The organism is Pseudomonas sp. LBUM1646, assembly GCF_059716165.1.
The window spans coordinates 304018-327287 of the sequence record NZ_CP166810.1; the positions used below are offsets into that span (position 1 = coordinate 304018).

The window sequence follows — 23270 nt, forward strand, 5'->3', positions numbered from 1 at the left end:
GTTAGCCCTTGCCTTTGGTGCGGGTCATATTCGGCCCACCATTCTTCTCAAGATGCTCAATGATGATCCCCGCCACATTCTTCCCTGTGGTGGTTTCAATCCCTTCCAGCCCCGGTGACGAGTTCACTTCCATCACCAGCGGCCCGTGATTGGAGCGCAGGATATCCACGCCCGCCACCGCCAGACCCATCACCTTCGCCGCTCGCAACGCGGTCATGCGTTCTTCCGGCGTGATCTTGATCAAACTGGCGCTGCCGCCACGATGAAGATTGGAGCGGAATTCCCCCGGCTTGGCCTGACGCTTCATCGCCGCGATCACCTTGTCGCCGACCACGAAGCAGCGAATATCCGCACCGCCGGCTTCCTTGATGTATTCCTGAACCATGATGTTCTGCTTCAGGCCCATGAACGCCTCGATCACTGACTCCGCCGCCGTCGCCGTTTCACACAGCACCACGCCGATGCCCTGGGTGCCTTCCAGCACTTTGATTACCAGCGGTGCGCCGTTGACCATGTCGATCAGGTCGGGAATGTCGTCCGGTGAGTGCGCAAACCCGGTGACCGGCAAACCGATCCCCCGGCGCGACAGCAGTTGCAACGAACGCAGTTTGTCTCGCGAACGAGCGATGGCCACCGATTCGTTGAGCGGGAACACCCCCATCATTTCAAACTGGCGCAACACCGCGCAGCCATAAAACGTCACCGACGCACCGATCCGCGGGATCACCGCATCGAAACCTTCCAGCGGCTTGCCGCGGTAATGGATCTGCGGTTTGTGGCTGGCAATGTTCATGTAGGCGCGCAAGGTGTCGATCACCACCATTTCATGGCCGCGCTCGGTGCCGGCTTCGACCAGACGACGGGTGGAATACAGACGCGGGTTCCGCGACAGCACAGCGATCTTCATGCAACACCTGTGGAAGAGGTAGATACCGGGAACACCGGCTTGTCTTGTACGTATTTGATCCCCGGATTGACCACCAACTGGCCGTCGATCAGGGCTTTGGAACCGAGTAACAGGCGATAACGCATGGACTTGCGGCAGGCGAGGGTGAACTCGACCCGCCAGACCCGATCACCGAGGGCCAGGGTGGTGCTGACCACGTAGCGCATTTGCGCGTGGCCGTTGGAGCTCTTGATGGTTTTCATCGTCACCAGCGGCGCCTCGCAGCGCCGGTGGCGCAATTGCACCACCGTGCCCAGGTGCGCCGTGAAGCGCACCCACTCTTGCCCGTCCCGTTCGAACGGCTCGATGTCGGTGGCGTGCAGGCTGGAGGTGCTGGCGCCGGTGTCGATTTTTGCCCGAAGGCCCGCGACTCCCAAATCCGGGAGCGCCACCCACTCGCGCAGACCGACAACGGTCAAATGGTCAAATGTCTTCAATAGGAAAAAACCAGCGATTAACGCGCCCAGGCCTCAGGTGATACCGGAGGCAGCGCTTTGAATGCAGGTTTGGCGAACCAGTAACCCTGCATCAGAAATATTCCACAGTCCGCCAGGAAATCCCGTTCACCGGCGCTCTCAATGCCTTCGGCAATGACTGTAACGTTCAACTCCGCACACATTGTGACAACCCCCCGAACGATAGCCTGACGAACACGGTCGCGATCGACATCGCGGATCAGCGCCATGTCGAGTTTGATCAGGTCCGGTTGGAAATCAGCCAGCAGATTGAGCCCCGAATAACCGGCACCGAAATCGTCGATGGCGGTCTTGAAGCCGAATTCGCGGTATTCACGCAGAATATTGGTCAAATGGCGATAGTTATCTACGTGCTGGCTTTCCAGGGTCTCGAAAATCAGTCGATCGATGGGGAAATTGTGTTTTTTCGCAGCCTCAAGAGTGCTGCGAATACATAGCTCTGGACGGTACACGGCGTTGGGCATGAAGTTGATCGACAAGTGTGTCTGCATATTAAGATTGGCCGCGCCTTCTATGGCGCGGGTCCGGCAGAGCTGGTCGAAGCGGTAGCGGTTTTCTTCTGTAACCTGATCCAGCACGGACAACGCGCCTTCACCCGCCAAGCCCCGGACCAAGGCTTCGTGGGCGAAAATCGACTGGTCGCGCAAGTCGACGATGGGTTGGTAGGCGAAGGCAAAATCAAAGCCCAGCGCCTCGCTTTGCTGGCAGCCCTGGCACCCGGTCTTGGGCGAGGTCAATGAAGTCGGAAATATAGTCACTCGATCACTCCATGCCGATGAGCCGGCTGAGACCAGATTCTAGCTGGCGGGCCAGGTTCTTGCGCCCGACAGAATCAGTAGTACAGTTCCGACTATTGGCAGAAAGAGGAATTCATATGGCACAAAAACAGGAAGAGGACGACAAGGTCCGTCTCGATAAATGGTTGTGGGCCGCGCGTTTCTACAAAACACGGGCTTTGGCCAAGTCGGCCATCGAGAGTGGCAAGGTGCATTGCCGGGGCGAACGCTGCAAACCGGGCAAGGAACCGCGAATTGGTGACGAGTTTCAGATTCGCATCGGGTTTGAGGAGAAGACGGTTGTGGTTCAGGCGCTGTCGATCGTGCGCCGTGGGGCGCCGGAGGCTCAAACGTTGTATGCGGAGACCGAAGCGAGCGTCGCCAAGCGTGAAGCGGCCGCGGCGATGCGCAAGGCTGGCTCGTTGGGCATGAGCACCGATGGCAAGCCGAGCAAGAAACAGCGGCGGGATTTGTTCAAGTTTCGCGGGAGCAGTAACGACGAGTGATCCAAGGATCGTTCCCACGCTCTGCGTGGGAATGCAGCCCGGGACGCTCCGCGTCCCAAAGCGGACGCGGAGCGTCCATTGAGGCATTCCCACGCAGAGCGTGGGAACGATCAGGCTTCAGCTTGCAGTTCGCACCACACTCATCCGCGAAACCACCGGCAATTTCCCCAGCAGCCCAAACACCGGCGCCGTCACTTTCAGGAAAAACTCCGAAACGTAATACGCAAACGGCGTGTAGTAACCCCAGCCCAACGCCCACACCGCCAGCAGCACGCCACCGATGTAATCGTCCTGGCCCCAATGGGCGCCCGCCACCAGTCGCGGCATCATGAACAGCAGCGCCAGTCCCCAGATCGTCAGCGTCTGCCCGTTTCCGCGGCTGAACACCGTCATGAACAGCGCCCAGATCAGCAACACCGAAGCATGGTCGCCGGGGAAGCTTTGGCTTGAGCGGTCCTTCAATTCCCACGTCTTCTCGAGTCCGGGGAAGTAATCGCTCATCTGAATGGCGCCGTTGATCATCATCGACGGACTGCTGTGCTGCCAATCCATGTGATCGGCAAGCTTCGAGAACAGCATGCGGATAAACAGCAGCAACAGCAGAATCGCCAGGAAACCGAAAAACGCCCGGCGCACATCAATGGCGTCAAACACCCAGTCACCTTTGATCAGCAGCGTCAGCAAAATCACTCCGACCACCGCGTCAAATGGCCGCAGACTTGCAATTGCCCAGATGTGGAGCCATATCGGGTTGCTGGCCAGCGGAGCATTGAGCAGGTGAAACAGCCACTCGTCGAAAATCACGCACAACATCTGACCCGTGGGCCATAACCAGAATGCCAGCAGCGCCAGAGGCACAACATTGCACAAAACCAGCCGGCGGAGGTTCCACCTTGCTTGGAACAAACCCGGATTGTTCATAAAATGCCTCCAATGGCTGAACATCGCGCACCAAAACGGTGCCGCAAAGGCGTGATTTTCACTGCTTGTAACTAAATTGTCATCACTTCAGATACCCAGACCTATGACCGATCTACCGGATTCCGACTTCACCCAACGCTTCATCTTCGATGACAGCGACACCCGCGGCGAGCTGGTGTCATTGGAACGCAGCTATGCCGAAGTGCTGGCCAAACACCCCTACCCAGAGCCAGTCGCGCAATTGCTGGGCGAACTGATGGCCGCCGCCGCGTTGCTGGTGGGCACGCTTAAGTTCGATGGACTGCTGATTCTGCAGGCTCGTTCCGATGGCCCGATTCCGCTGCTGATGATCGAGTGCTCCAGCGAGCGCGAAATCCGTGGCCTGGCTCGCTACGAAGCCGACCAGATTGCCCCTGACGCGACCCTCGCCGACCTCATGCCCAACGGCGTGTTGGCGCTGACAGTCGACCCGACCCAAGGCCAGCGTTACCAGGGCATCGTCGACCTCGACGGCGAAACCCTGTCCGAGTGCTTCACCAACTACTTCGTCATGTCCCAGCAAGTCGGCACGCGCTTCTGGCTGTACGCCGATGGCCGTCGCGCCCGTGGCCTGTTACTTCAGCAATTGCCTGCCGACCGTCTGAAAGACGAAGAAGAGCGCGCCGCCAGTTGGCAGCACATCACCGCGCTGGGCAGCACCCTGACCGCCGACGAATTGCTGAGCCTGGACAACGAAACCGTGCTCCATCGCCTCTACCACGAAGAGCAGGTTCGGCTGTTCGATGTGCAGAAACTGCGCTTCCGTTGCAGTTGCTCTCGCGAACGTTCTGCCAATGCGCTGGTCAGCTTGGGTCTGGAAGATGCCCAGTCGCTGGTGATTGAACACGGCGGCCACATCGAGATTGATTGCCAGTTTTGTAACCAGCGCTACCTGTTCGATGCCGCGGATATCACTCAATTGTTCGCTGGCGCGGGTGTCGATACGCCGTCAGATACCCGGCACTAAAACGGTTCAGCGCAGGTAAATTCACTGGTTAGCGCCGGAATAACGCCGTTACGACGGGAGGGCCCTACTATTTTTGGGCGTTTCTGGCATAATCCGGCCCACTTTTTGTCGCGGTAGTAGTGCACGACTTTCTACTACAAAACGTTTGGAGCACACTCGGCCACTGGCCGACGGGGAATCTCATGACGCAAGCCAATAACGCCGTGTACACCGATCTGAGTGTTGATGATCTGGTAAAAGAAGCCTTGAATCGCGGTGAAGGCGAGCTTGCCGATACCGGCGCGCTGGTTGTTCGCACCGGTCACCGCACCGGCCGTTCGCCAGTCGATCGGTTCATCGTAGAAGAGCCTTCCACTCAGGCAGCCATTGCCTGGGGCCCGATCAACCGCAAGTTCCCGGCCGACAAGTTCGATGCCCTGTGGGCTCGCGTCGAGGCGTTCAACAACGCGCAAGAGCATTTCGTTTCCCACGTGCATGTAGGTGCGTCTGAAGACCACTACCTGGCTGTGAAGATGACCACCCAGACTGCCTGGCAGAATCTGTTCGGTCGTTGCCTGTTCATCAACCCGGCGCAGTACAACCCGGCCGGTCGTGACGAGTGGCAAGTGCTCAACGTGGCCAACTTCGAATGCGTGCCTGAGCGTGACGGCACCAACTCCGACGGTTGCGTGATCCTCAACTTCGCACAGAAGAAAGTGCTGATCGCCGGCATGCGTTACGCCGGTGAAATGAAGAAAGCCATGTTCTCCGTGCAAAACTTCCTGCTGCCGGCCGCTGACGTGCTGCCAATGCACTGCGCCGCCAACATCGGCGAAGCAGGCGACGTGACCCTGTTCTTCGGTCTGTCCGGCACCGGTAAAACCACCTTGTCCGCCGACGAAAGCCGTTACCTGATCGGTGACGACGAACACGGCTGGGGCGAAGGCGTTGTCTTCAACATCGAAGGCGGCTGCTACGCCAAGTGCATCGACCTGTCCGAGAAGAACGAGCCGGTCATCTGGAAAGCCATCAAACACGGCGCTGTGCTGGAAAACGTCGTCATCGACGACGCCAAGCACGCTGACTACGCCGATGTCAGCCTGACCCAGAACAGCCGCGCCGCCTACCCGCTGGAACACGTTGCCAAGCGTTCCGAGCACAACCTCGGTGGCGAGCCAAACGCTGTGATCTTCCTGACCTGCGACCTGACCGGCGTCCTGCCGCCAGTGTCCATCCTCAGCGAAGAACAAGCGGCTTACCACTTCCTGTCCGGCTACACCGCACTGGTGGGCTCGACCGAAATGGGCTCCGGCAGCGGCATCAAATCCACCTTCTCCACCTGCTTCGGCGCACCGTTCTTCCCGCGTCCGGCCGGCGAATACGCAGAACTGCTGATCAAACGCATCCGCGGCTTTGGCTCCAAGGTCTACCTGGTAAACACCGGCTGGACCGGCGGCGGCTACGGCGTCGGCAAACGCTTCAACATCCCGACCACTCGTGGCGTGATTGCAGCGATCCAGAGCGGTGCTTTGATTGGTGTTGAGACTGAGCACCTGGACACCATCAACCTGGACGTGCCGTTGACTGTTCCTGGTGTTGAGACGGGCCTGTTGAACCCGCGTAACACCTGGGCTGACAAGGCTGCTTACGATGAAGCGGCTAAGGCGTTGGCCGGGTTGTTTGTTGAGAACTTCAAAAAGTTTGAAGTGAGCGATGCGATTAAGGCTGCTGGGCCTAAGTTGTAAGGTTTGGTCTGACGTAATGAAATAGCCGCCCTTAGGGGCGGCTTTTTTGTGTGCGCCCAGCATGGGCGCAATCTTGTGGGTGAAAGTCCCGCCGTAAGCTGACCACAGCGAACGAAGTGAAGCGCAACTGCATGAGGGCGACCGAGTGTGGGGAGGAAGCGTGAATCGAAGCCATGAGCCGATGGACAAGAATCGGATACAAGGCGAAGCCGATCAGGGCGAGCGGGCATAAAACCGCGAAGCTCTTGTGGTCAAGGATCAGGCTGCGTAAATCCGGCGGTTGTGTGGTGAAGGATTGCGTCCTTACCTGGGGAGATCTCGCCTTGCGCCTGAAAGGGCGACGGTGCGAATCGGAGCGAGAAGTCAGCAGAGGTCGTAGTAGTCATCTTTTTTTTGACGAAGGGCCAAACGAGAGAAAGCGTTATAGGCCATGTTGATGCGAGAAACCGGAAGTCAGATGCCTGCCAAACGCGGGGCGGATGGAGACTGCGAACGGTGAAGCCGTGAGAAGCTCCGTCAGCGACGAGGTCAATCGCCCGCAAAATGAAACCGACAACGCAGGGCAAGGGCTGCTGAAGCGGGCCTTTGCGAAAGAGAACTTGAAACGGGCGTGGAAGCGGGTCAAAGCCAACAAAGGGGCAGCAGGTATCGATGGTCTGGATATTGAACAGACCGCCGAATATTTGTTGAGCCAATGGCCGAGGATTTGTGAGCAGCTTCTTTCAGGCGCCTACCGGCCCAGCCCGGTAAAGCGCGTAGTCATTCCCAAACCTGACGGCGGTGAACGCGAGTTGGGTATCCCGACGGTTACCGATCGGCTGATTCAACAAGCGTTGCTGCAAGTCTTGCAGCCATTACTTGATCCAACTTTCAGTGAACACAGCTACGGCTTTCGTCCGGGGCGTCGTGGGCAGGACGCCGTTTTGGCGGCTCAGCGTTACGTATCCTCAGGCCGAAAAGTGGTCGTGGATGTAGACCTGGAAAAGTTCTTCGACCGGGTTGATCACGACATTTTGATTGATCGTTTACGCAAACGGATCACGGATCGGGCGGTTATCCGACTGATTCGGACTTATCTGGACGCGGGGACGCTGATCAATGGAGTGATCGAGAAAAGCCGCTGCGGGGCGCCGCAAGGCGGCCCGCTGTCGCCGTTACTGGCGAACGTGCTGCTGGATGAAGTGGATCGAGAGCTTGAGCGTCGAGGTCATTGTTTCGTGCGCTATGCCGACGATGCGAATGTGTATGTTCGTAGCCAGAAGGCCGGGCAGCGAGTGATGGCCCTGCTGAGGCGGTTGTACGAAAAGCTGCACTTGAGCGTCAACGAGAGCAAGAGTGCAGGGACGAGTGCGCTTGGTCGTAAGTTCTTGGGCTATGAGTTATGGACGGTCCGAGGCGAAGTCAGGCGCGCAGTCTCTTACAAGGCGCAAAAGCAGTTCAAGCAGCGTATCCGCTGGCTCACTCGACGATCGTGCGGTCGCAGCTTGCAACAGATCGCAGATAATCTTCGGCCCTATCTTCTGGGTTGGAAAGCTTACTTCACGTTGTCGCAAACACCTGCGGTCTGGCACAAGCTGGATGAGTGGATACGACATCGATTAAGAGCAATCCAACTCAGGCAGTGGAAACGGGGCCCTAAGATATATCGCGAGCTTCGAACGCTGGGAGCGAGTCAACAGGTGGCAGTCAGGGTGGCCAGCAACTCTCATCGCTGGTGGCGTAATAGCCGTTTTGAGTTAAACCGTGTGCTGAATATTGCATGGTTCGACAGGCTGGGATTGGTACGTCTCTCATAACCTCAATCTCTCGAACCGCCCGGTGCGGACCCGCATGCCGGGTGGTGTGGCAGGGGAGCGGCCTGAGAAGGCCGCCACCTATGCCGATGGACGCTCGTTTCAGGTTTTCAGGTGCAGAACGAATGCGCCGACCAAGACCAAAACGACGCCCAACACTTGTACCTTGGCCAATCGCTCCTTGAAAAACACATAACCCAAAATCGCCGCAATCCCGCCCGACAATGTGCTGATCACGGTCACTACCGATACGGATCCGGCCACCGCACCCCAAGCGAATGACGAAAAACCACCCAGATTCATCAGGCTCGCGCCCGTCAGCGTCATGCAGTTTTTCAGGGGCGGGATTTTCAAGCCGTCCTTGATCTTCAAAACCATGACAACCAATACGATCAACCCAACCAGATAGGCGAGCCATAACATCGTCACCGGCCCAAGGACAGGAAGGACGAAGTGGCCTTGCAACCAAAAACTGGTGCCATAGAACACGGCGGCCAACAACGCATAGGCAATCGAACTGCTGGCCTGAGTGGTGTGCGGCACTTTCGAGTCAGAATGAATGCTGGAGAGGATGACGCCGAGCACGCACAAGGCGATGCACAGCATCTGGATCAGGTTGATTTGTTCGCCTCCGGCCCAGGACAGCAACGTCGTCACCACGCCGTAGGACGTCACCAGCGGCGCAACAATAGAGGCTTTGCCAAGGGCGAACGCTTTGGACAAGGCCAGGGCGCCGGACACGGTCAGGATGGCGGCGCCGATGCCAATCAACCAGACAGTGAGTGGTGCAGCCATGGATTTGAAGATGAAGCTGGGAACGGCGATCAGCAGCAGGCTCATGATCGTGAAGCCCAGCGCCTGCCCGAAATACACGGCGCGTTTGACGCCGACGGCGCGGGCATTCAAGCCCACCAGAAAATCCGTACCGCCCCAGAGTAGGGCGGCGAGTAAACCCATCAGTACGTCCACGCTATGTCCTTATAGGTGTTCGCTGCGCACGTTTAGAAGCCTTCAAGCTCCTGAGTGTCCCAGCGTTGAGCCTTGATGGCTTGGCAAAGCATGCCGATGGTCAGCGGGACTTTATCGCCACGCCCTTTGGCTCTGCGTTTGAGGAACACATCGTAGCCTTCGGGTTGGAGGTAGCGATAGGTATCTTGTTCGATGATAAGAAGGGGCTCTCAGCTATTTTCCTGATAGCCGAAACGCTGAAGCCATGTTGTCTTGCTCCCGTTTCGACAGGCCCGCGGCACTGGCTACTTTTGGCCACTGGCTCACCACTTCTTGGAAACGCTCAATAATATCTTGCGCATCATCACGGCTAACCCGATAGATTTCGGCCACTTCGCGGGCGAGTTCGAGATCCAAGGCGTTGTCGGCATCGGTAATGTTGAGCTTCAACCCATCGGCATGAGCCACCGGGTTCATGTCATAGGCGTCAGACAAACGCCATCCACGACCAGGATCAAGAAGAAAACCATGGTTACGCAGGTGGTCGTCGGTGTTGGAAACCAGGATGTTGAACACAATCCGTGACCACAGCTCGCGCAGATCCTCGTTGGGTTCTGAGCCGTGCTCCACGAGCACTTCCGCCAATTCAAGGTAACTGGCGCCTACCGATGCGTCGTCACCGTCCACGCGGTCGGTCATGGTCATGGCTGAGGCGAAATGCAGTCGCCTTCCCGTTGCAGTGCGGTCGAAGCGTTTGACCATGAAGCAGTGATGGTCGCTCGCATAACGTTGCGCCATCCCCATGGCCACTCGCAGACCACATTGCTCCGCCAGGGCATTCACCACGAATTCCCACCCGCCGACGTCATAGTCGTCGCGAGTGCTCGGAAACTTGGCGATCCACAGATGACCGTTCTTGTCAGCAACGCTGGCCTTGGGTCTGGTGCCGCCCAGTGAGCCACCGGGTGCGATCAACATTCTCAACCACTCACGCCCATCGAGTGAGGTGTTGTCTGGATCGTTTTCCAGCGCGCGACTTGCCTGTTCCAACGCGCGTAGTTCGGTAAAGGGCGGCGCTGCCAAGTTATCTCGATCGTCCAGAAAACTGCCTTCGTCATTCAACTTGTAGCGAATAGCACCGACTCGATAGAGGTCATGAACGCCTAGCAGGTAATCGGACTCGTAGAGCTTTGTACCCTTTGGGACCAAGCCTTCGCGGATGTCTCGTTCCAATCGGCGTTTCATCAGCAATTGCCCCCAGCGATCCGGGCTTGAGTCGGCAAAAACGCCGAAGCGGGTCTGGTGCTGCCCAGGGAATTGTCGTCCTTCGAAGAGCCCGATACGGGGATCCAGCGTCGTGAAGTTCAACTCGGGATCGGCCAAAGTGGCGGGGTCGTATTCAAACTCGAACACGTTGGTGGATCGAGCCTTTCGGGCATGGAGAAACCCAAGACGCCTTGGTCCGTTCAGGGTTTCCCAATCGGCATACACCGCGATCAGTGTCATTTTTAATCCGTCTCAGGTTTGGATTTTTTCGTGGTGAACAACTTGGAAAACGAGTAGGTGTTCAATGGAAAATCAACCTCGATATCCGAATCGGAAATGGGGCTTTCCGATGCTTCCTCTGTCCTGTCGCGAATCGGTGACGACGTCTTCGTGGAGGTCATGTTGCGCACTCGTTGGCGTTTACTGGCTGCTGTGTTCACCTGTGGCGTTAAGCGCGCGTCTTGCAGTTGGCGTCCCAACTCGTCGGTCGCAGCGAGCTTGTTCAAGTCTTTCTCCAAGCCCAGAACCTGCATCACAGACATGTACGCCCCCATCGTCACGCCTGAACCGCCGGACTCCAGGGAGCGAAGCGTTGTCAGCGACATGCCTGCTCTTTCGGCGACTTGCTTTGCGGTCAGCCTGCGACGCAGTCGAGCGAGTTTCAGGCGTTCGCCAAACTCCGCGAGCAGTCTGGATGCGGAGGGCATGAGAGGCGCTGTTTTCTTAGCCATGTGCCATTATTCCTTCACTTTTTGGCTTCAACTGCCAGAATAATAGCACTTATGTTGTGATCTGCAGGGCGTTGCAAGGCTCCGTTTTCCGGTACAACGGCAATCGACGGGATCGGAATCCATTTTTTATAACTGCCATTATTCCAGCTGAATTAGCAGTAGACAGCCAGAATAATGCCACTTATCTGTTCAGCTAGAGGCTTTCCAGCGTTTGCGTATCCCACCGTTGCACCTTGACCGCTTGGTAAAGCATGCCAATGGTCAGCGGGACTTTGTCTCCGCGCCCCTTTGCCCTGCGCTTTAGATGCACATCGAACCCTTCTGGCTGGAAGTAGCGGTAGGCGTCGTAGTCGATGAAGTCGATCCCGAACTGTTCTTCCAGTGCTTCCATCAGATTCCGCGCATCGGCGCCATCGCAGCCGAGGTCAAAGTTGATCGAGGTGGTGAGGCTGATGGTTTTGCGTTCGGGCAGGCCAAGTTCTTCGTGTAATAACTGCATGAGCAGGTGCATGGCGTGGTCGTCGGGGAAGTTGGGGGCGAGTTTCATGGTGCGTCTTCCGTCAGGGGCATTTCGATGAGGTGGATTAAGCCTGATTTCGCGGCGTGTCGGATGTTGATCCGTGCTGTGAACATGGTGTTTGCGGGAAGGTTGGCGCTCGCCGCGTAGGATTCCGTTCATCTGTTGCACACTTTCCATTAGCTCATCAAAAAACATGCTCATGGTTATCCTCAGATTTTGATCGTTCCCACGCTCTGCGTGGGAATGCAGCCCGGGACGCTCTGCGTCCCTAAGAGCCGAACGCGGAGCGTCCGTGGAGGCATTCCCACGCGGAGCGTGGGAACGATCTTTGCTGGGTGTCAGGTTGGGGCTTTCCAACCCATCATGCGTTGCTGGGCGACTTTGAGCAGGTCGCAGCCGTCCTGGCTGAGCAGGTAGAGCGCGTGGGTGATGTGGGGGATGTCTTCGACGTCGCCGTGTTTGAAGCAGACGCAGTGCAGGGTTTTGAGGAGGTCGCTGGAGGCTCGGATGCGCTGGAGGGCGGCTTCGAGGATGTCCTGAGGGTCGGCCTCTGTGTCGATGATCAGGGGCGGGGAATCGGTGAGGTTGGTTTGTAGTGGGAGGTAGCGATCGTTTGTGAACGGATTCCATGAATTCATTTATGTAGTCTCAAATGTGTCATCAAATGAAGCCACCGCCATCGTGACCAAGCGATGGAGGCGGACTGTGTTCGGGTTGGTCAACCGGTGGAACCCATAAAGACCGGCACGCCTTACGGCGTCCCGAACACAGCCACCATATAGCGTGCAGACACTTGAGATGCCGGCAGCATACAACGGACGCGCTTATGGATTCCATCGGGTGACCAAGCCCGAATCGCTGACTAGTCAGCGACAGTCACGACTATAGAGATGGGCTGCGGGGCCGCGATAGAAGACAAGGAGTCTTCTCCTGTAGGAACGGGACGAAGCTTCTATAGGCTGTTCCTACCGTTTCGCCGACCTTTTAAACACGTCGCGTTTTTCTGTTATCAGACGCCTCAACGAATATGCTGATACGACCCCTTATCCATCTTCAAACTCGCCGCCAACCCCGTCGCCGGTGCATAGACCGCACCTTTCACCGCCGAAAAATTAACCCCTTTGCTCCCCAGCGAAACGTACCGCTCGCCCTTATCCAGATCCGTGAAGTACGTGTACGAGCACTTCTGCATCGCCACGTATTTCGCTTCAGCGCTGGCCATGACGCTGTGCAGGTTTTCCAGATCCGCCTGAGTCAGGTTGAGGGTTTTGTTCAGCGGTACGCCCCAGCGCTTGAGGCAGACTTCGGCGAAGTGGCGGACGATCTGGCCCGGTTCGGCCAGGACTTTCGGGCCGCTGACGCCGTCGGCGGAGGCGTTGCCGACCAGGGTGCCGTGGCGGCCGGGCATCGGGTAGATGTGGGTTTTGGTCAGGGCGGAGGTTTCCGGGACGACGCAGCAGAAGCCTTTCGAGCGTTCGTCGCGGGCGTAGAAGGCGACGTACTCTTTGACGTTCTTGTTGAGTTTGACTTTGTCATTCTGGAAGTTGGCGGTGCCCGGTACTGGATCAACGGCAAAGATATTGACCGGGATGTCTCGTAGTTGGATGTCGTCGTACAGTGCGTTGGCCAGCATGTGGCAACTAATGCCGCCACGGCTCCAGCCGACCAAGTTGATTTGAGTAGGGATAACGCCGTCCTTACGGAAGGTTTTAATAATCTGTTCCTGTAACGTTTGCTGAGTGACACTGCGATCACCGTAGTTATATTTACGCCACATCCAGGAACCTTCGACTTTCACATCATCGATGGGAATGCCGGCGGCTTTCAGACGGTTGTATTCGGCTTCAGTCAGTTTCTCTCGTTGCCAGTCACAGCGGCCGATGATGATATTGATCGCGTGCTTGACGTTCTCTTCCCAGCCCTTGCCGAACAGGGTGCCGCTGAGGCCGTAGTCCTTGGATTGGGTGAACAGTTCGTCGGCTTGCAGGTTGCTGGTGCCGGGGCCATCGACCACGATCCAGTCGGCAAATTCGCGGCCGGAATGATGAGAGGCCAGTGTCGAAACCAGTTCGCCGTTCCAGTAAGTTGCATTCTTATTGTCGAATTTAGTCGAGCCGGTACCGCAAAAGAAAATAGTTAATGTAGTCATTGTTAAACTCTAAGTTGATTGAAAGAGTCTGCAGACTAATTTTGGTTGGCTGAATAATAAAGCGCTTAGTTGTTGCTGGTTTTGTATTAGGGTTTGATTCTTGTTTTTGCAACTTCCAGAAGTTGGTGTCCGTCTTGGGTTAGTAGGTAAAGTGCATTAATGATATGTGGAATATCTTTACTGTCCGCTTCGTTGAAGTTCTGGCAATAAAGCGTCTCAAGCAAGTTGCTGGCGGCGCGGATGCGTTGGCGGGCGGCGTCGAGGATTTCGTGCGGGTCGGCTTCGGTGTCGATGACCAAAACGGGAGTGTCGCTGTAGCTGGTCTTGAGCGGGCGATAGCGGTGGGTCTGTGAATGGAGCGTGTTCATCGAGGTTTGTCCTGTGCGAAATCACGGCAGGCCGAGACACTGTTTCAGCCGCGCCGCAGACTATAAAAGGGCATTACATCGCTCGGCAATACGGCCGCGATGGACAGTATTCGTAGGGGTTTTACCCGTGTTTTAGGACCGTGCCTACGCGTTACCCGTGGTTTTTTACGGCGAAACCCTTACGAGTAAAATTTCCCACGGGTTTGTCAGGCAATGCGCGGAAAACCTCTGTATGGTGCGCGCCAGAATCTGTAGGGCGTTTCCAAACGTCTGACCAACGCTTAAAGGGAATTAGGTATGCAATGGCTACGTATGGCCTCGATTGTGTTGTTGTGGGCCGGTGTTTGTCGTGTGGCGGGCGCCACTGACGCGGGTGGTTCGATGGTACAGGCCAATATGGACCGAACCGGTTGGCCGGATGCCCTCACTACCCAGGCCGAAGTCGATACTGCGTCTCGCGCTGAAGTGCTGATGATCGGTAAGGCGCTGCTGGACAGCGAAGCGCTGGACGAACCAGGCCTGAAACAACGTCTGGGCGTGCAGGCGGTGAAGCTCAAGTCTGTACGGCAGGTGCGTGACGGGTTGTGGGATCGCTTGCTGACCACCTACCGCAATGCCAGCCAGAACTGTGACGGCGAACCGTTTTGCCCGCGTGCGCGCAGCGTTGCTGATTTGCGTCAGTTGGCGGCAGCGTTCACCGGTGAAATCAGCCCGGCTCATGCAGCATGGGCGAGCAAGAGCCGGGTATTTCAGGAGCAGATGTTGAACGAGCAACTGCGGGTGGCCGTGGCGGTGCCGTAGCCACTTACCGCGCGGTTGTCAGGACGTTCGCCAAGTCTGTTGGGCTGAACACTCCAGGGTGTCGCATGTAGCGAGCAACGGTGGCTCGTCAGGAAGGCCATTGCAGCCGCTTAGCAGCAGGGATGTCAGGAGCAGGGCGATTGCATAAAACGGTTGTTGAGGCATGGTCGTTCCTTGTTCAAATGCCGCGCTCATCAGGCGTCCTGCCATGATGTGAAGTGCGCGGACGGTGGTTGTGCGCCGAAGACCTTACCGTCCGATTGAGCAGAATCGCCAGGCACAAAGTGTTTCGTTTGTTTCAACCTGTGGCAAAGGTGCCTCGGGCGAAGGCTGTATCATCCCGTATCGTTTTGGTCCCCGACCTTTTCTCGACTCGCTGCAATCGCCGGCTAGGCTTTTGGCATCGCAGCAGTCAACGGAGTGACAGCTTATGCACAACACCCTGGAACAGGTTTTCGGTTATCCACAGTTTCGGCCCGGCCAGGAGGCGGCGGTCAGCGCGGTGTTGGCCGGGCGCTCGGCGGCGGCGATTTTCCCCACCGGTTCGGGCAAGTCCCTTTGCTATCAATTGCCGGCATTGTTGCTGCCACACCTGACGTTGGTGGTGTCGCCGCTGCTGGCGCTGATGCAGGATCAGTTGGCGTTCCTGCAACGCCACGGCATCTCGGCGGGCAGTATCGATTCGGCGCAGAGCCGTGACGACGCCAGTGACGTGATGGCCCGGGCCAAGTCGGGCGAGCTGAAGATTTTGATGATTTCCGTGGAGCGTCTGAAGAACGAGCGCTTCCGTAATTTCTTGCAGCAAGTGCCGATCTCGCTGCTGGTGGTGGACGAGGCGCACTGCATCTCGGAGTGGGGCCATAACTTCCGTCCCGATTACCTCAAGCTTCCGGACTACCAACGCCAGTTCAATATTCCCCAGGCTTTGCTGCTGACCGCCACCGCAACGCCCAAGGTGATCGCGGACATGGAGGCGAAATTCGCCATCGCCCCCGAAGACGTGGTGACCACCGGTTTCTATCGACCCAACCTGAATCTGCTGGTGGAACCGGTGCGCGGCCAGGACAAACGCCGACGCCTCGTCGAGTGGATGAGCCAGCGTCCCGGCCAGCCGAGCATCGTTTACGTCACCCTGCAAAAAACCGCCGAGCACATCGCCGAGCACCTGGGCCGCAACGGCATTCAGGCCGAGGCCTATCACGCCGGTTTGCCCCACGAACAACGGGAAGGCATTCAAAAGCGCTTTATGGGCGGCCAGTCCAATTGCATCGTCGCCACCATCGCTTTCGGCATGGGCATCGACAAGAGCGACATCCGCAACGTCGTGCATTTCGACCTGCCCAAATCCATCGAAAACTACAGCCAGGAAATCGGCCGCGCCGGGCGTGACGGACAGCCCTCCGATTGCCTGGTATTGGCCAACCGCGACAGCCTCAACGTGCTGGAAAACTTCGTCTACGGTGACACGCCGGAGCTGGACGGCATTCGCTGCGTACTCGACGAGTTACAAGCCGCCGCGCCCGAAGGGCAGTGGGAGTTTTTGCTGGGGCCGTTGGCGGATCAGAGCAACATTCGTCAGCTACCGCTCAAGACCCTGCTGGTGCAACTGGAACTGCGTGGAATCATCGCCCCGCGTTACGCCTATTACGCGGAATACCGTTTCAAATACTTGCAGGAACCGGAGGCTTTGCTCGCTCGTTTCGAGGGTGAGCGCAAGGACTTTGTCGCGGCGATTATCCAGACCTCTACGCGCGCGCGGACCTGGGCGACGGTGAATTTCGACGCGCTGTATGAACAGCATTCGGCCGAGCGTAATCGGGTGGTCAAGGCGCTGGATTACTTCCAGGAAAAGGGCTGGGTCGAGCTGGAAAGCAAGCAGATGACCGAGGTCTACAGCCTGCTGCAAACCGGTTTTGATGCTCAGGTCCTGAGCGAAGAGTTGCACGCCTATTTCACCCGCCACGAACAAACCGAGATCGCACGGATCCACGCGATGCTCGATCTGTTCGCCACCGATCACTGTCTGGGTTATCGCCTGGCCGAATACTTCGGCGACGAAAATGCGCCCCGACAGTGCGGACATTGTTCGGTGTGTCACGGTGATGTGGCGCGCCTGCCGACGCCACCCGAGTTGCCAGCGCTTGTGGATAAAAACTTTGAAGCGCTGTGTGGTGATTTTATCCACAGGCATGAGCAGTACACCGGGTATTTTCCGTCGGCGGAGCGGGTGACACGGTTTTTGTGTGGGATCAGTGTGCCGTTGTTTACCAAGCTCAAGGCGCGTTCGATTCCGGGGTCGGGTGCGCTTGAGGATTATCCTTATGCTGAAGTGCGGGAGTGGGCGCAGGCGCACCTCTGATCCTTGGGGCATATCCATCCCCTGAATGTCCCCCATCACACGAATAAATTTCAAAAACGTGCGATGGCTGACTATGGTGAAGGCTGTCTTTGGATCGCCAACAAGAGAACAACAATGAGCCAGACGCCGTTCAATATTCAGCGCGCCGCCGTGATCGGCGCGGGCACCATGGGCCGTGGCATTGTCATGTGCCTGGCCAACGCCGGGGTGCCGGTGCAATGGGTCGATAACAATCCGCAGATGCTTGAACAGGCGTTGGCTGCCGTCGTCGACACCTACGCCCACAATGTGCGACAGGGCCGAATCGATCAGGCTGAAGCCGATGCTCGCATTGCGCGAGTGACCAGCGCGGCTGATTACGCGGCGATCCGCAATGTCGATCTGGTGATTGAAGCGGTGTACGAAAACCTCGAGCTGAAGCAGAAGATCTTCCGCGAGCTCGACGGCTTGCTCAAACCCGAAGCGATTTTGGCCAGCAATACTTCGGCGCTGGATATTGACGCGATTGGCGCTGCCACTCGCCGCCCGCAACAAGTGCTGGGCCTGCACTTCTTCAGCCCGGCGCACATCATGAAATTGCTGGAAATTGTCCGTGGCGAGCAAACCGCTCCGGCGGTGCTCGATGCCGCGCTGGCTCTAGGTAAACGCATGGGTAAGGTCAGTGTGGTGTCGGGCAACTGCCACGGTTTTATCGGCAATCGCATGCTGCATACCTACGTGCTCGAGGCGCGCAAGATGCTGCTTGAAGGCGCATTCCCCTATCAGGTGGACGCGGCGCTGCAGGGCTTCGGTTTCGCCATGGGGCCGTTTCGTATGTATGACGTGGTCGGCATCGATCTGGAATGGCGTGCTCGCGAACTGGCAGGAAAGGGTCAGGATGCGCCCGAGGTTCAGGTCGATAATCGCCTGTGTGAGTTGGGACGGTTTGGCCAGAAGAGTGGCGACGGTTATTACCACTATGAACCGGGCAGTCGGCAGGCTGAACACGATGTGGAGGTCGATGCGCTGGTGCTGAAGGTCAGCGAGGGTTTGGGCTTCCAGCGGCGTGAGATCGGGCCTGAAGAGGTTCTGGAGCGCAGCTTGCTGGCGCTGGTCAACGAAGGGGCGAAGATCCTTGAAGAGGGCATTGCCGGATCGGCCCATGACATCGATCTGGTTTATCTCAACGGCTATGGCTTCCCGGCGGACAAGGGCGGGCCGATGGCCTGGGCGGATCAGCAAGGGTTAGCTGATATTCATCAGCGGTTGCTGGCGTTGGAAACCCGGCAGGGCGATCAGTGGAAGCCGGCGCGGTTGATTGGAGAGTTGGCGGCGGTGAGTAAGGGGTTTGCTGACAGGTAGACTCCACTGCGGTGATCGTTCCCACGCTCTGCGTGGGAATGCAGCCCGGGACGCTCCGCGTCCCAAAAGCGGACGCAGAGCGTCCATTGATGCATTCCCGCGCCGAGCGTGGGAACGATCCTTCAAACTGAGAGCTTTCGATGAACCAACGCACCGACTACCCGCACTTCCAGCCCATCACCACCCGCTGGCATGACAACGACGCCTACGGTCACGTCAACAATGTCACCTACTACAGTTTTTTCGACACGGCGGTGAACACCTACCTGATCGAAGTCGGCGGGCTGGATATCCATGACGGTGAAGTGGTGGGTTTTGTGGTGAGTTCGGCTTGCGATTACTTTGCGTCCATCGCGTTCCCGGATCGCATCGAGATCGGCTTGCGGGTCGGCAAGTTGGGCAACAGCTCGGTGCAATACGAGCTGGCGGTGTTCAAGCAAGGGGAAGACGAGGCCTGTGCTGCCGGGCGTTTTGTGCATGTGTTTGTAGATAGGGCGTCGAATCAGCCAGTGGCGATTCCTGCCGGGTTGCGCGGGGCGCTGGAGCGGTTGGTGGTTTGATGGGCAAAAAAAATCGCAGCCCCGGGCTGCGATTTTGGTTCTACCTGTCTGCGAAGCCGTTCAGGCCTCAGCGATGACGATTGTATTTGTGATGCTTGCGGTGGCCATAGGCATGACCACGACCCCGGTGGTCATCGCGGTAGTAGCGACGATCATCACGGCCACGATAGGAACGACGATCGTCATCCTCATCGCTCTTGTTGCCCATGTAGTTACCCATCGCGCCGCCAGCACCGCCGCCGGCTGCGGAGCCGATCAGGCTGCCGGTGCCGCCGCCCAGGCTACGACCGACCACGTTACCGCCTGCTGCGCCCAACGCACCGCCAATGGCGGCTTCGCCACGGCTGCGTTTGTCGGCGCCGACGGCACTACCACCCGCGCCGCCCAGGGCCGCGCCGATGGTGGAACCTGTATTGCCGCCTAGTGACTGACCGACGACCGAGCCCAAAACCCCGCCCAATGCGCCGCCCACACCTGCTTCGGTGGTGCCTCCGGCAGAAGCAAAGCCACTGGCCAGGCTAAGGGACAACAAGAGAATCGAGGAGAACTTCATAGAGGAACCTCAAGGGGATGACGGCGCGATCCTGAGGCTGTGTCCTGATTGTGACAATCGAAATCCGACGAGTAACACGACTTGTACACAATTCTATAAGTTGCTGTTTTTTGGGCGGAACTTAAGGGTTTTTTGCCGGTCTTTAGCTACTTCAGACAGGCCGTTTCCATGCAGAAACGGCCTTTTTTGTGGGCGATTGGAAAGTGTTCCCAGTGATCGTGATCGTTCCCACGCAGAGCGTGGGAACGATCGGACCTGCTGCCGCGTCAGGCCGACTTGGCGAAAATCAACCCCGTCTCACTCGCCATTTCCAACCGAATCGCCACAAACTTCGACGTCGGTGTATGGCTGCCATCCCCGGTGCTTTCCAGCGGCACCAGCGGATTCACTTCTGGATAGTAAGCCGCCGCCTGCCCCGCAGGAATATCAAACGCCAACAGCGTAAACCCTTTCACCCGACGCTCACGGCCATCGTCCCAGATCGACACGATGTCAGCCTTCTGCCCTGGCTTGAAGCCCAGGCGAATGATTTCCGCTTCGTTGACGAACAACACATCCCGCTGACCCTTCACCCCGCGATAACGGTCATCAAGGCCATAAATCGTGGTGTTGTACTGATCGTGGGAGCGCAGCGACTGCATGATCAGGTCCGGCAATACGCCCGTGGCGCGCGTGCGTTCGTGCACCAGGTCTTTGGGCAGGACGTTCGGACGGAAATTGGCCCGGCCCGACGGTGTGTTCCACTTGCGCGCACCGGCACTGTTGCCGAGGTAAAAACCACCCGGATTCTTCACCCGCTCGTTGAAGTCGCGAAAGCCCGGAATAGTGTCGGCGATCAGGTCGCGGATGCGGTCGTAGTCGGCCACCAGCCAGTTCCAGTCCACCGGTTTGCTGCCCAGGGTCGCGGCGGCGATGCCAGCGATGATCGCCGGCTCCGAACGCATCTGGTTCGACAGCGCCTGCAACTGACCGTTGGAGGCGTGGACCATGCTGAACGAGTCTTCCACGGTGACGGCTTGCGGGCCTTCGGTCTGGATATCGATGTCGGTCCGGCCCAGGCACGGCAGGATCAGCGCTTCTTTACCGTGGGCCAAATGGCTGCGGTTGAGCTTGGTGCTGATTTGCACGGTCAGGTCGCAATTGCTCAGGGCCTGGAAGGTGCGCGGGCTGTCCGGGGTGGCTTGGGCGAAGTTGCCGCCCAGGCCGATAAAGACTTTGGCGCGACCGTCGGCCATGGCGTGAATCGCTTCGACCACGTTGTGACCGTTTTCACGCGGCACCTTGAATTGGAAGCGGCGCTCCAGGGAATCGAGGAACGCCACCGGCGGACGCTCGTTGATGCCCATGGTCCGGTCGCCTTGCACGTTACTGTGGCCACGCACCGGGCACAAACCGGCGCCCGGCCGACCGATGTTGCCGCGCAGCAGCATCAGGTTGGCGATTTCCTGGATGGTTGCCACCGAATGGCGATGCTGGGTGATGCCCATCGCCCAGCACATGATGACGTTCTTGCCCTTGGCGTACATGCGTGCCGCTTGCTCGATTTCCATCAGGGGCAGGCCGGACTGCTCGACGATCTGCTCCCATGGCGTGTCGTCGACGATGCCCAGGTATTCCAGCACGTTGACGCTGTGTTCATTGAGGAAGTCGTGGTCGAACACCGCAGGCTCGCCGGCCTTCTGCGCATCGCGTTCCCATTGCAGCAGGAACTTGGCCATGCCGCGCATGATCGCCATGTCGCCGCCCAATGCCGGACGGAAGTACGCAGTGTTGGTCGGCTTGTCGCCGTTGGTGAGCATTTCGATCGGATGTTGCGGGTGCTGGAAGCGTTCCAGGCCACGCTCTTTGAGCGGGTTGATGCACACGACCTGCGCACCGCGTTTCACCGCTTCGCGCAGCGGTTCAAGCATCCGCGGGTGGTTGGTGCCAGGGTTCTGGCCCCAGACAAAAATCGCATCCGCATGCTCGAAGTCGTCGAAGGTCACGGTACCTTTGCCGACGCCGACACTTTGCGCCAATGCCACACCGCTGGCCTCGTGGCACATGTTCGAGCAGTCGGGGAAGTTGTTGGTGCCGAAAGAACGCACGAACAATTGATAGAGGTATGCCGCTTCGTTGCTGGCACGGCCCGAAGTGTAGAACTCGGCCTGATTCGGGCTCGACAGGCCCTGCAAATGTTTGGCGATCAAGGAGAACGCAGCTTCCCAACTGATCGGCTTGTAGCGATCGGTTTCGGCGTCATAACTGAGTGGTTCGGTCAGACGACCCTGATATTCCAGCCAATAGTCACTTTGCTCCAGCAACGAGCTAACGCTGTGCTTGGCGAAAAACGCGCCATCGACACGCCGTTTGGTCGCTTCCCAGTTCACCGCTTTGGCGCCGTTCTCGCAGAACGCCACCATGCCGGCTTCCTTGGAATCGCCCCAAGCGCAACCGGGGCAGTCGAACCCGCCGTTCTTGTTGGTTTTAAGCATCATGCGCAGGTTTTTCAGCGCGTTGTCACTGGTCAACCAGGCCCGGGCAACGCTGGCCAGCGCGCCCCAACCACCGGCCGGGCCTTTGTAGGGCTTGTAGCGCGGAACGGGTTTCTGGTCGGCTTGATTGTGTTGACTCACGCTTGATTCTCCAACGCAGGGCTGTAGACCCGCGGCGCACTTTTTTGCGGCAGGTGGATGAGATTGAGGTTGTGGCGACGGGCCCATTGCACGGCAAGGCCGGTGGGCGACGACAGGCTGACCAGGGTTTGAATCCCTGCGCGCAGCACTTTCTGGATCAATTCGAGACTGCAACGGCTGGTGACAATTGCCAGGCCGCCGGTAGTCGGGATGTTCTGGCGGATCAAGCCACCGATCAGCTTGTCGAGGGCGTTGTGGCGGCCGATGTCTTCGCGACCCATCAACAACTCGCCCTGGCCGTTCATGAACACCGCGGCATGCACAGCGCCGCAATGCTGGCCCAATGGCTGGAACGCGCCGATGTGCTGACGCAGGCCGTCGAGCCATTCGGCCGGCGGCAACGGGGCGCCGGGCAGCACTTTGAGATCGGGCAGCGCCTGTTCGACCGCTTCCACACCGCAGAGCCCGCAACCACTGGTGCCGGCCAGTTGCCGACGTTGCTGCTTGAGGTTCCAGAAGGCGCGGTTGGCGATGGTCACTTGCGCGTACTGCGCCGAACCCGAGCCGCTGAGTTGCAGATCGTAGATGTCGGTGGCGTCTTCGATGATGCCGCTGCCGAGGCTGAAACCGACGATGAAGTCTTCCAGGTCCGTCGGGGTGACCAACATCACAGCCTGGCTGATGCCGTTATAGGCGATCGCCAACGCGACTTCCTCGGCCAGCGCGGTGCTGTCCGATTCAACATAGTCGAGCGAGTTGTAGTTGTAGATCTGGCTGGCGGCGGGCGCGGGCGTTTCAAGAGCGGGCGCCGCGCAGACTGGGCGCTTGGCGTTCATAGGGCATCACCGACGGATTAGTCAGTTGTAAGACTAGGCGCGTCAACATGTCGCGTCTAATCACTACTACTGATC

Annotated in this window: 22 protein-coding genes and 1 pseudogene; 8 read left to right on the top strand and 15 right to left on the bottom strand. The window is 58.1% G+C overall.

The genetic code is table 11. The annotated features are described in order from the left end of the window. Window position 1 precedes the first annotated feature (1 nt). The 3 genes from rimK to rimA are packed head-to-tail and all read right to left on the bottom strand — an operon-like array spanning window position 2 to window position 2180. Window positions 2–907, bottom strand: a complete 906-nt coding sequence (gene rimK, locus ACA071_RS01300; protein ID WP_007949201.1) for a 30S ribosomal protein S6--L-glutamate ligase — start codon at window positions 905–907, stop codon at window positions 2–4. After that, the gene (gene rimB, locus ACA071_RS01305; protein WP_446739715.1) at window positions 904–1383 is read right to left on the bottom strand and encodes a retropepsin-like aspartic endopeptidase RimB; all 480 of its coding nucleotides are present in this window, start codon (window positions 1381–1383) and stop codon (window positions 904–906) included. Before rimB ends, rimK begins: the two co-directional genes overlap by 4 nt. A gap of 17 nt (window positions 1384–1400) precedes the next feature. After that, on the bottom strand, window positions 1401–2180 hold the full coding sequence (gene rimA, locus ACA071_RS01310) for a S6 modification regulatory phosphodiesterase RimA (RefSeq protein ID WP_497642813.1): 780 nt from the start codon (window positions 2178–2180) through the stop codon (window positions 1401–1403). 116 nt (window positions 2181–2296) lie between these two features. Here rimA and ACA071_RS01315 point away from each other — a divergent pair, with 116 nt between their 5' ends. Next, window positions 2297–2704 (top strand): RNA-binding S4 domain-containing protein, encoded by a 408-nt coding sequence (locus ACA071_RS01315; RefSeq protein WP_497642814.1) that lies wholly within the window; start codon window positions 2297–2299, stop codon window positions 2702–2704. Between the two features lie 117 nt (window positions 2705–2821). Here ACA071_RS01315 and ACA071_RS01320 read toward each other — a convergent pair whose 3' ends face one another. Further along, on the bottom strand, window positions 2822–3625 hold the full coding sequence (locus tag ACA071_RS01320; protein WP_497642815.1) for a phosphatase PAP2 family protein: 804 nt from the start codon (window positions 3623–3625) through the stop codon (window positions 2822–2824). 103 nt (window positions 3626–3728) lie between these two features. Between ACA071_RS01320 and hslO the strand changes: the two genes are divergently transcribed. The 3 genes from hslO (at window position 3729) to ltrA (ending at window position 8151) form a co-directional block, all read left to right on the top strand. Next, the gene (hslO, locus tag ACA071_RS01325) at window positions 3729–4631 is read left to right on the top strand and encodes an Hsp33 family molecular chaperone HslO (RefSeq protein WP_497642816.1); all 903 of its coding nucleotides are present in this window, start codon (window positions 3729–3731) and stop codon (window positions 4629–4631) included. A 182-nt stretch (window positions 4632–4813) separates the two neighbouring features. Further along, a complete protein-coding gene (locus ACA071_RS01330) occupies window positions 4814–6355 on the top strand; it encodes a phosphoenolpyruvate carboxykinase (RefSeq protein ID WP_497642817.1) in 1542 nt (513 codons plus the stop codon). Window positions 6356–6834: 479 nt separating this feature from the next. After that, complete coding sequence (ltrA, locus tag ACA071_RS01335; RefSeq protein WP_497642818.1) at window positions 6835–8151, top strand: group II intron reverse transcriptase/maturase; 1317 nt, start codon at window positions 6835–6837, stop codon at window positions 8149–8151. A gap of 99 nt (window positions 8152–8250) precedes the next feature. On the opposite strand, the gene ACA071_RS01340 is transcribed toward ltrA, so the two are convergent. From ACA071_RS01340 to ACA071_RS01375, 8 genes and pseudogenes are all read right to left on the bottom strand, one after another. Further along, complete coding sequence (locus ACA071_RS01340; protein ID WP_497645250.1) at window positions 8251–9105, bottom strand: EamA family transporter; 855 nt, start codon at window positions 9103–9105, stop codon at window positions 8251–8253. 44 nt (window positions 9106–9149) lie between these two features. Further along, a pseudogene (locus ACA071_RS01345) lies at window positions 9150–9311 on the bottom strand (DUF1493 family protein); the annotation flags it as partial. A 19-nt stretch (window positions 9312–9330) separates the two neighbouring features. Then, window positions 9331–10602, bottom strand: coding sequence for a type II toxin-antitoxin system HipA family toxin (locus ACA071_RS01350; protein WP_497642819.1), 1272 nt, complete (start codon window positions 10600–10602; stop codon window positions 9331–9333). Between the two features lie 2 nt (window positions 10603–10604). Further along, on the bottom strand, window positions 10605–11093 hold the full coding sequence (locus ACA071_RS01355; RefSeq protein WP_497642820.1) for a helix-turn-helix domain-containing protein: 489 nt from the start codon (window positions 11091–11093) through the stop codon (window positions 10605–10607). 193 nt (window positions 11094–11286) lie between these two features. Beyond that, window positions 11287–11640 (bottom strand): DUF1493 family protein, encoded by a 354-nt coding sequence (locus ACA071_RS01360; protein ID WP_497645251.1) that lies wholly within the window; start codon window positions 11638–11640, stop codon window positions 11287–11289. A 311-nt stretch (window positions 11641–11951) separates the two neighbouring features. Then, on the bottom strand, window positions 11952–12251 hold the full coding sequence (locus tag ACA071_RS01365) for a hypothetical protein (protein WP_497642821.1): 300 nt from the start codon (window positions 12249–12251) through the stop codon (window positions 11952–11954). Between the two features lie 380 nt (window positions 12252–12631). Then, the gene (locus ACA071_RS01370; RefSeq protein WP_497642822.1) at window positions 12632–13762 is read right to left on the bottom strand and encodes a hypothetical protein; all 1131 of its coding nucleotides are present in this window, start codon (window positions 13760–13762) and stop codon (window positions 12632–12634) included. A gap of 86 nt (window positions 13763–13848) precedes the next feature. Beyond that, window positions 13849–14130 (bottom strand): hypothetical protein, encoded by a 282-nt coding sequence (locus ACA071_RS01375; protein ID WP_497642823.1) that lies wholly within the window; start codon window positions 14128–14130, stop codon window positions 13849–13851. A 297-nt stretch (window positions 14131–14427) separates the two neighbouring features. Here ACA071_RS01375 and ACA071_RS01380 point away from each other — a divergent pair, with 297 nt between their 5' ends. The 4 genes from ACA071_RS01380 to ACA071_RS01395 all read left to right on the top strand — a co-directional run bounded on the left by ACA071_RS01380 (window position 14428) and on the right by ACA071_RS01395 (window position 19191). Then, window positions 14428–14931 (top strand): polysaccharide deacetylase, encoded by a 504-nt coding sequence (locus ACA071_RS01380; protein ID WP_497642824.1) that lies wholly within the window; start codon window positions 14428–14430, stop codon window positions 14929–14931. Between the two features lie 430 nt (window positions 14932–15361). Continuing rightward, window positions 15362–17290 (top strand): RecQ family ATP-dependent DNA helicase, encoded by a 1929-nt coding sequence (locus ACA071_RS01385; RefSeq protein ID WP_497642825.1) that lies wholly within the window; start codon window positions 15362–15364, stop codon window positions 17288–17290. A 114-nt stretch (window positions 17291–17404) separates the two neighbouring features. Then, window positions 17405–18631 (top strand): 3-hydroxyacyl-CoA dehydrogenase, encoded by a 1227-nt coding sequence (locus tag ACA071_RS01390; RefSeq protein WP_497642826.1) that lies wholly within the window; start codon window positions 17405–17407, stop codon window positions 18629–18631. Between the two features lie 140 nt (window positions 18632–18771). Continuing rightward, entirely contained in the window at window positions 18772–19191 is a 420-nt protein-coding gene (locus ACA071_RS01395) for an acyl-CoA thioesterase (protein WP_497642827.1), read from the top strand. 67 nt (window positions 19192–19258) lie between these two features. Here the strand turns inward: ACA071_RS01395 and ACA071_RS01400 are convergent, their stop codons facing one another. The 3 genes from ACA071_RS01400 to fdhD form a co-directional block, all read right to left on the bottom strand. Beyond that, on the bottom strand, window positions 19259–19744 hold the full coding sequence (locus tag ACA071_RS01400) for a glycine zipper domain-containing protein (RefSeq protein WP_497642828.1): 486 nt from the start codon (window positions 19742–19744) through the stop codon (window positions 19259–19261). A 266-nt stretch (window positions 19745–20010) separates the two neighbouring features. Beyond that, window positions 20011–22359, bottom strand: a complete 2349-nt coding sequence (locus ACA071_RS01405) for an FdhF/YdeP family oxidoreductase (protein ID WP_497642829.1) — start codon at window positions 22357–22359, stop codon at window positions 20011–20013. Further along, window positions 22356–23195, bottom strand: coding sequence for a formate dehydrogenase accessory sulfurtransferase FdhD (gene fdhD / locus ACA071_RS01410; RefSeq protein WP_497642830.1), 840 nt, complete (start codon window positions 23193–23195; stop codon window positions 22356–22358). Before fdhD ends, ACA071_RS01405 begins: the two co-directional genes overlap by 4 nt. Between the last annotated feature and the right edge of the window lie 75 nt (window positions 23196–23270).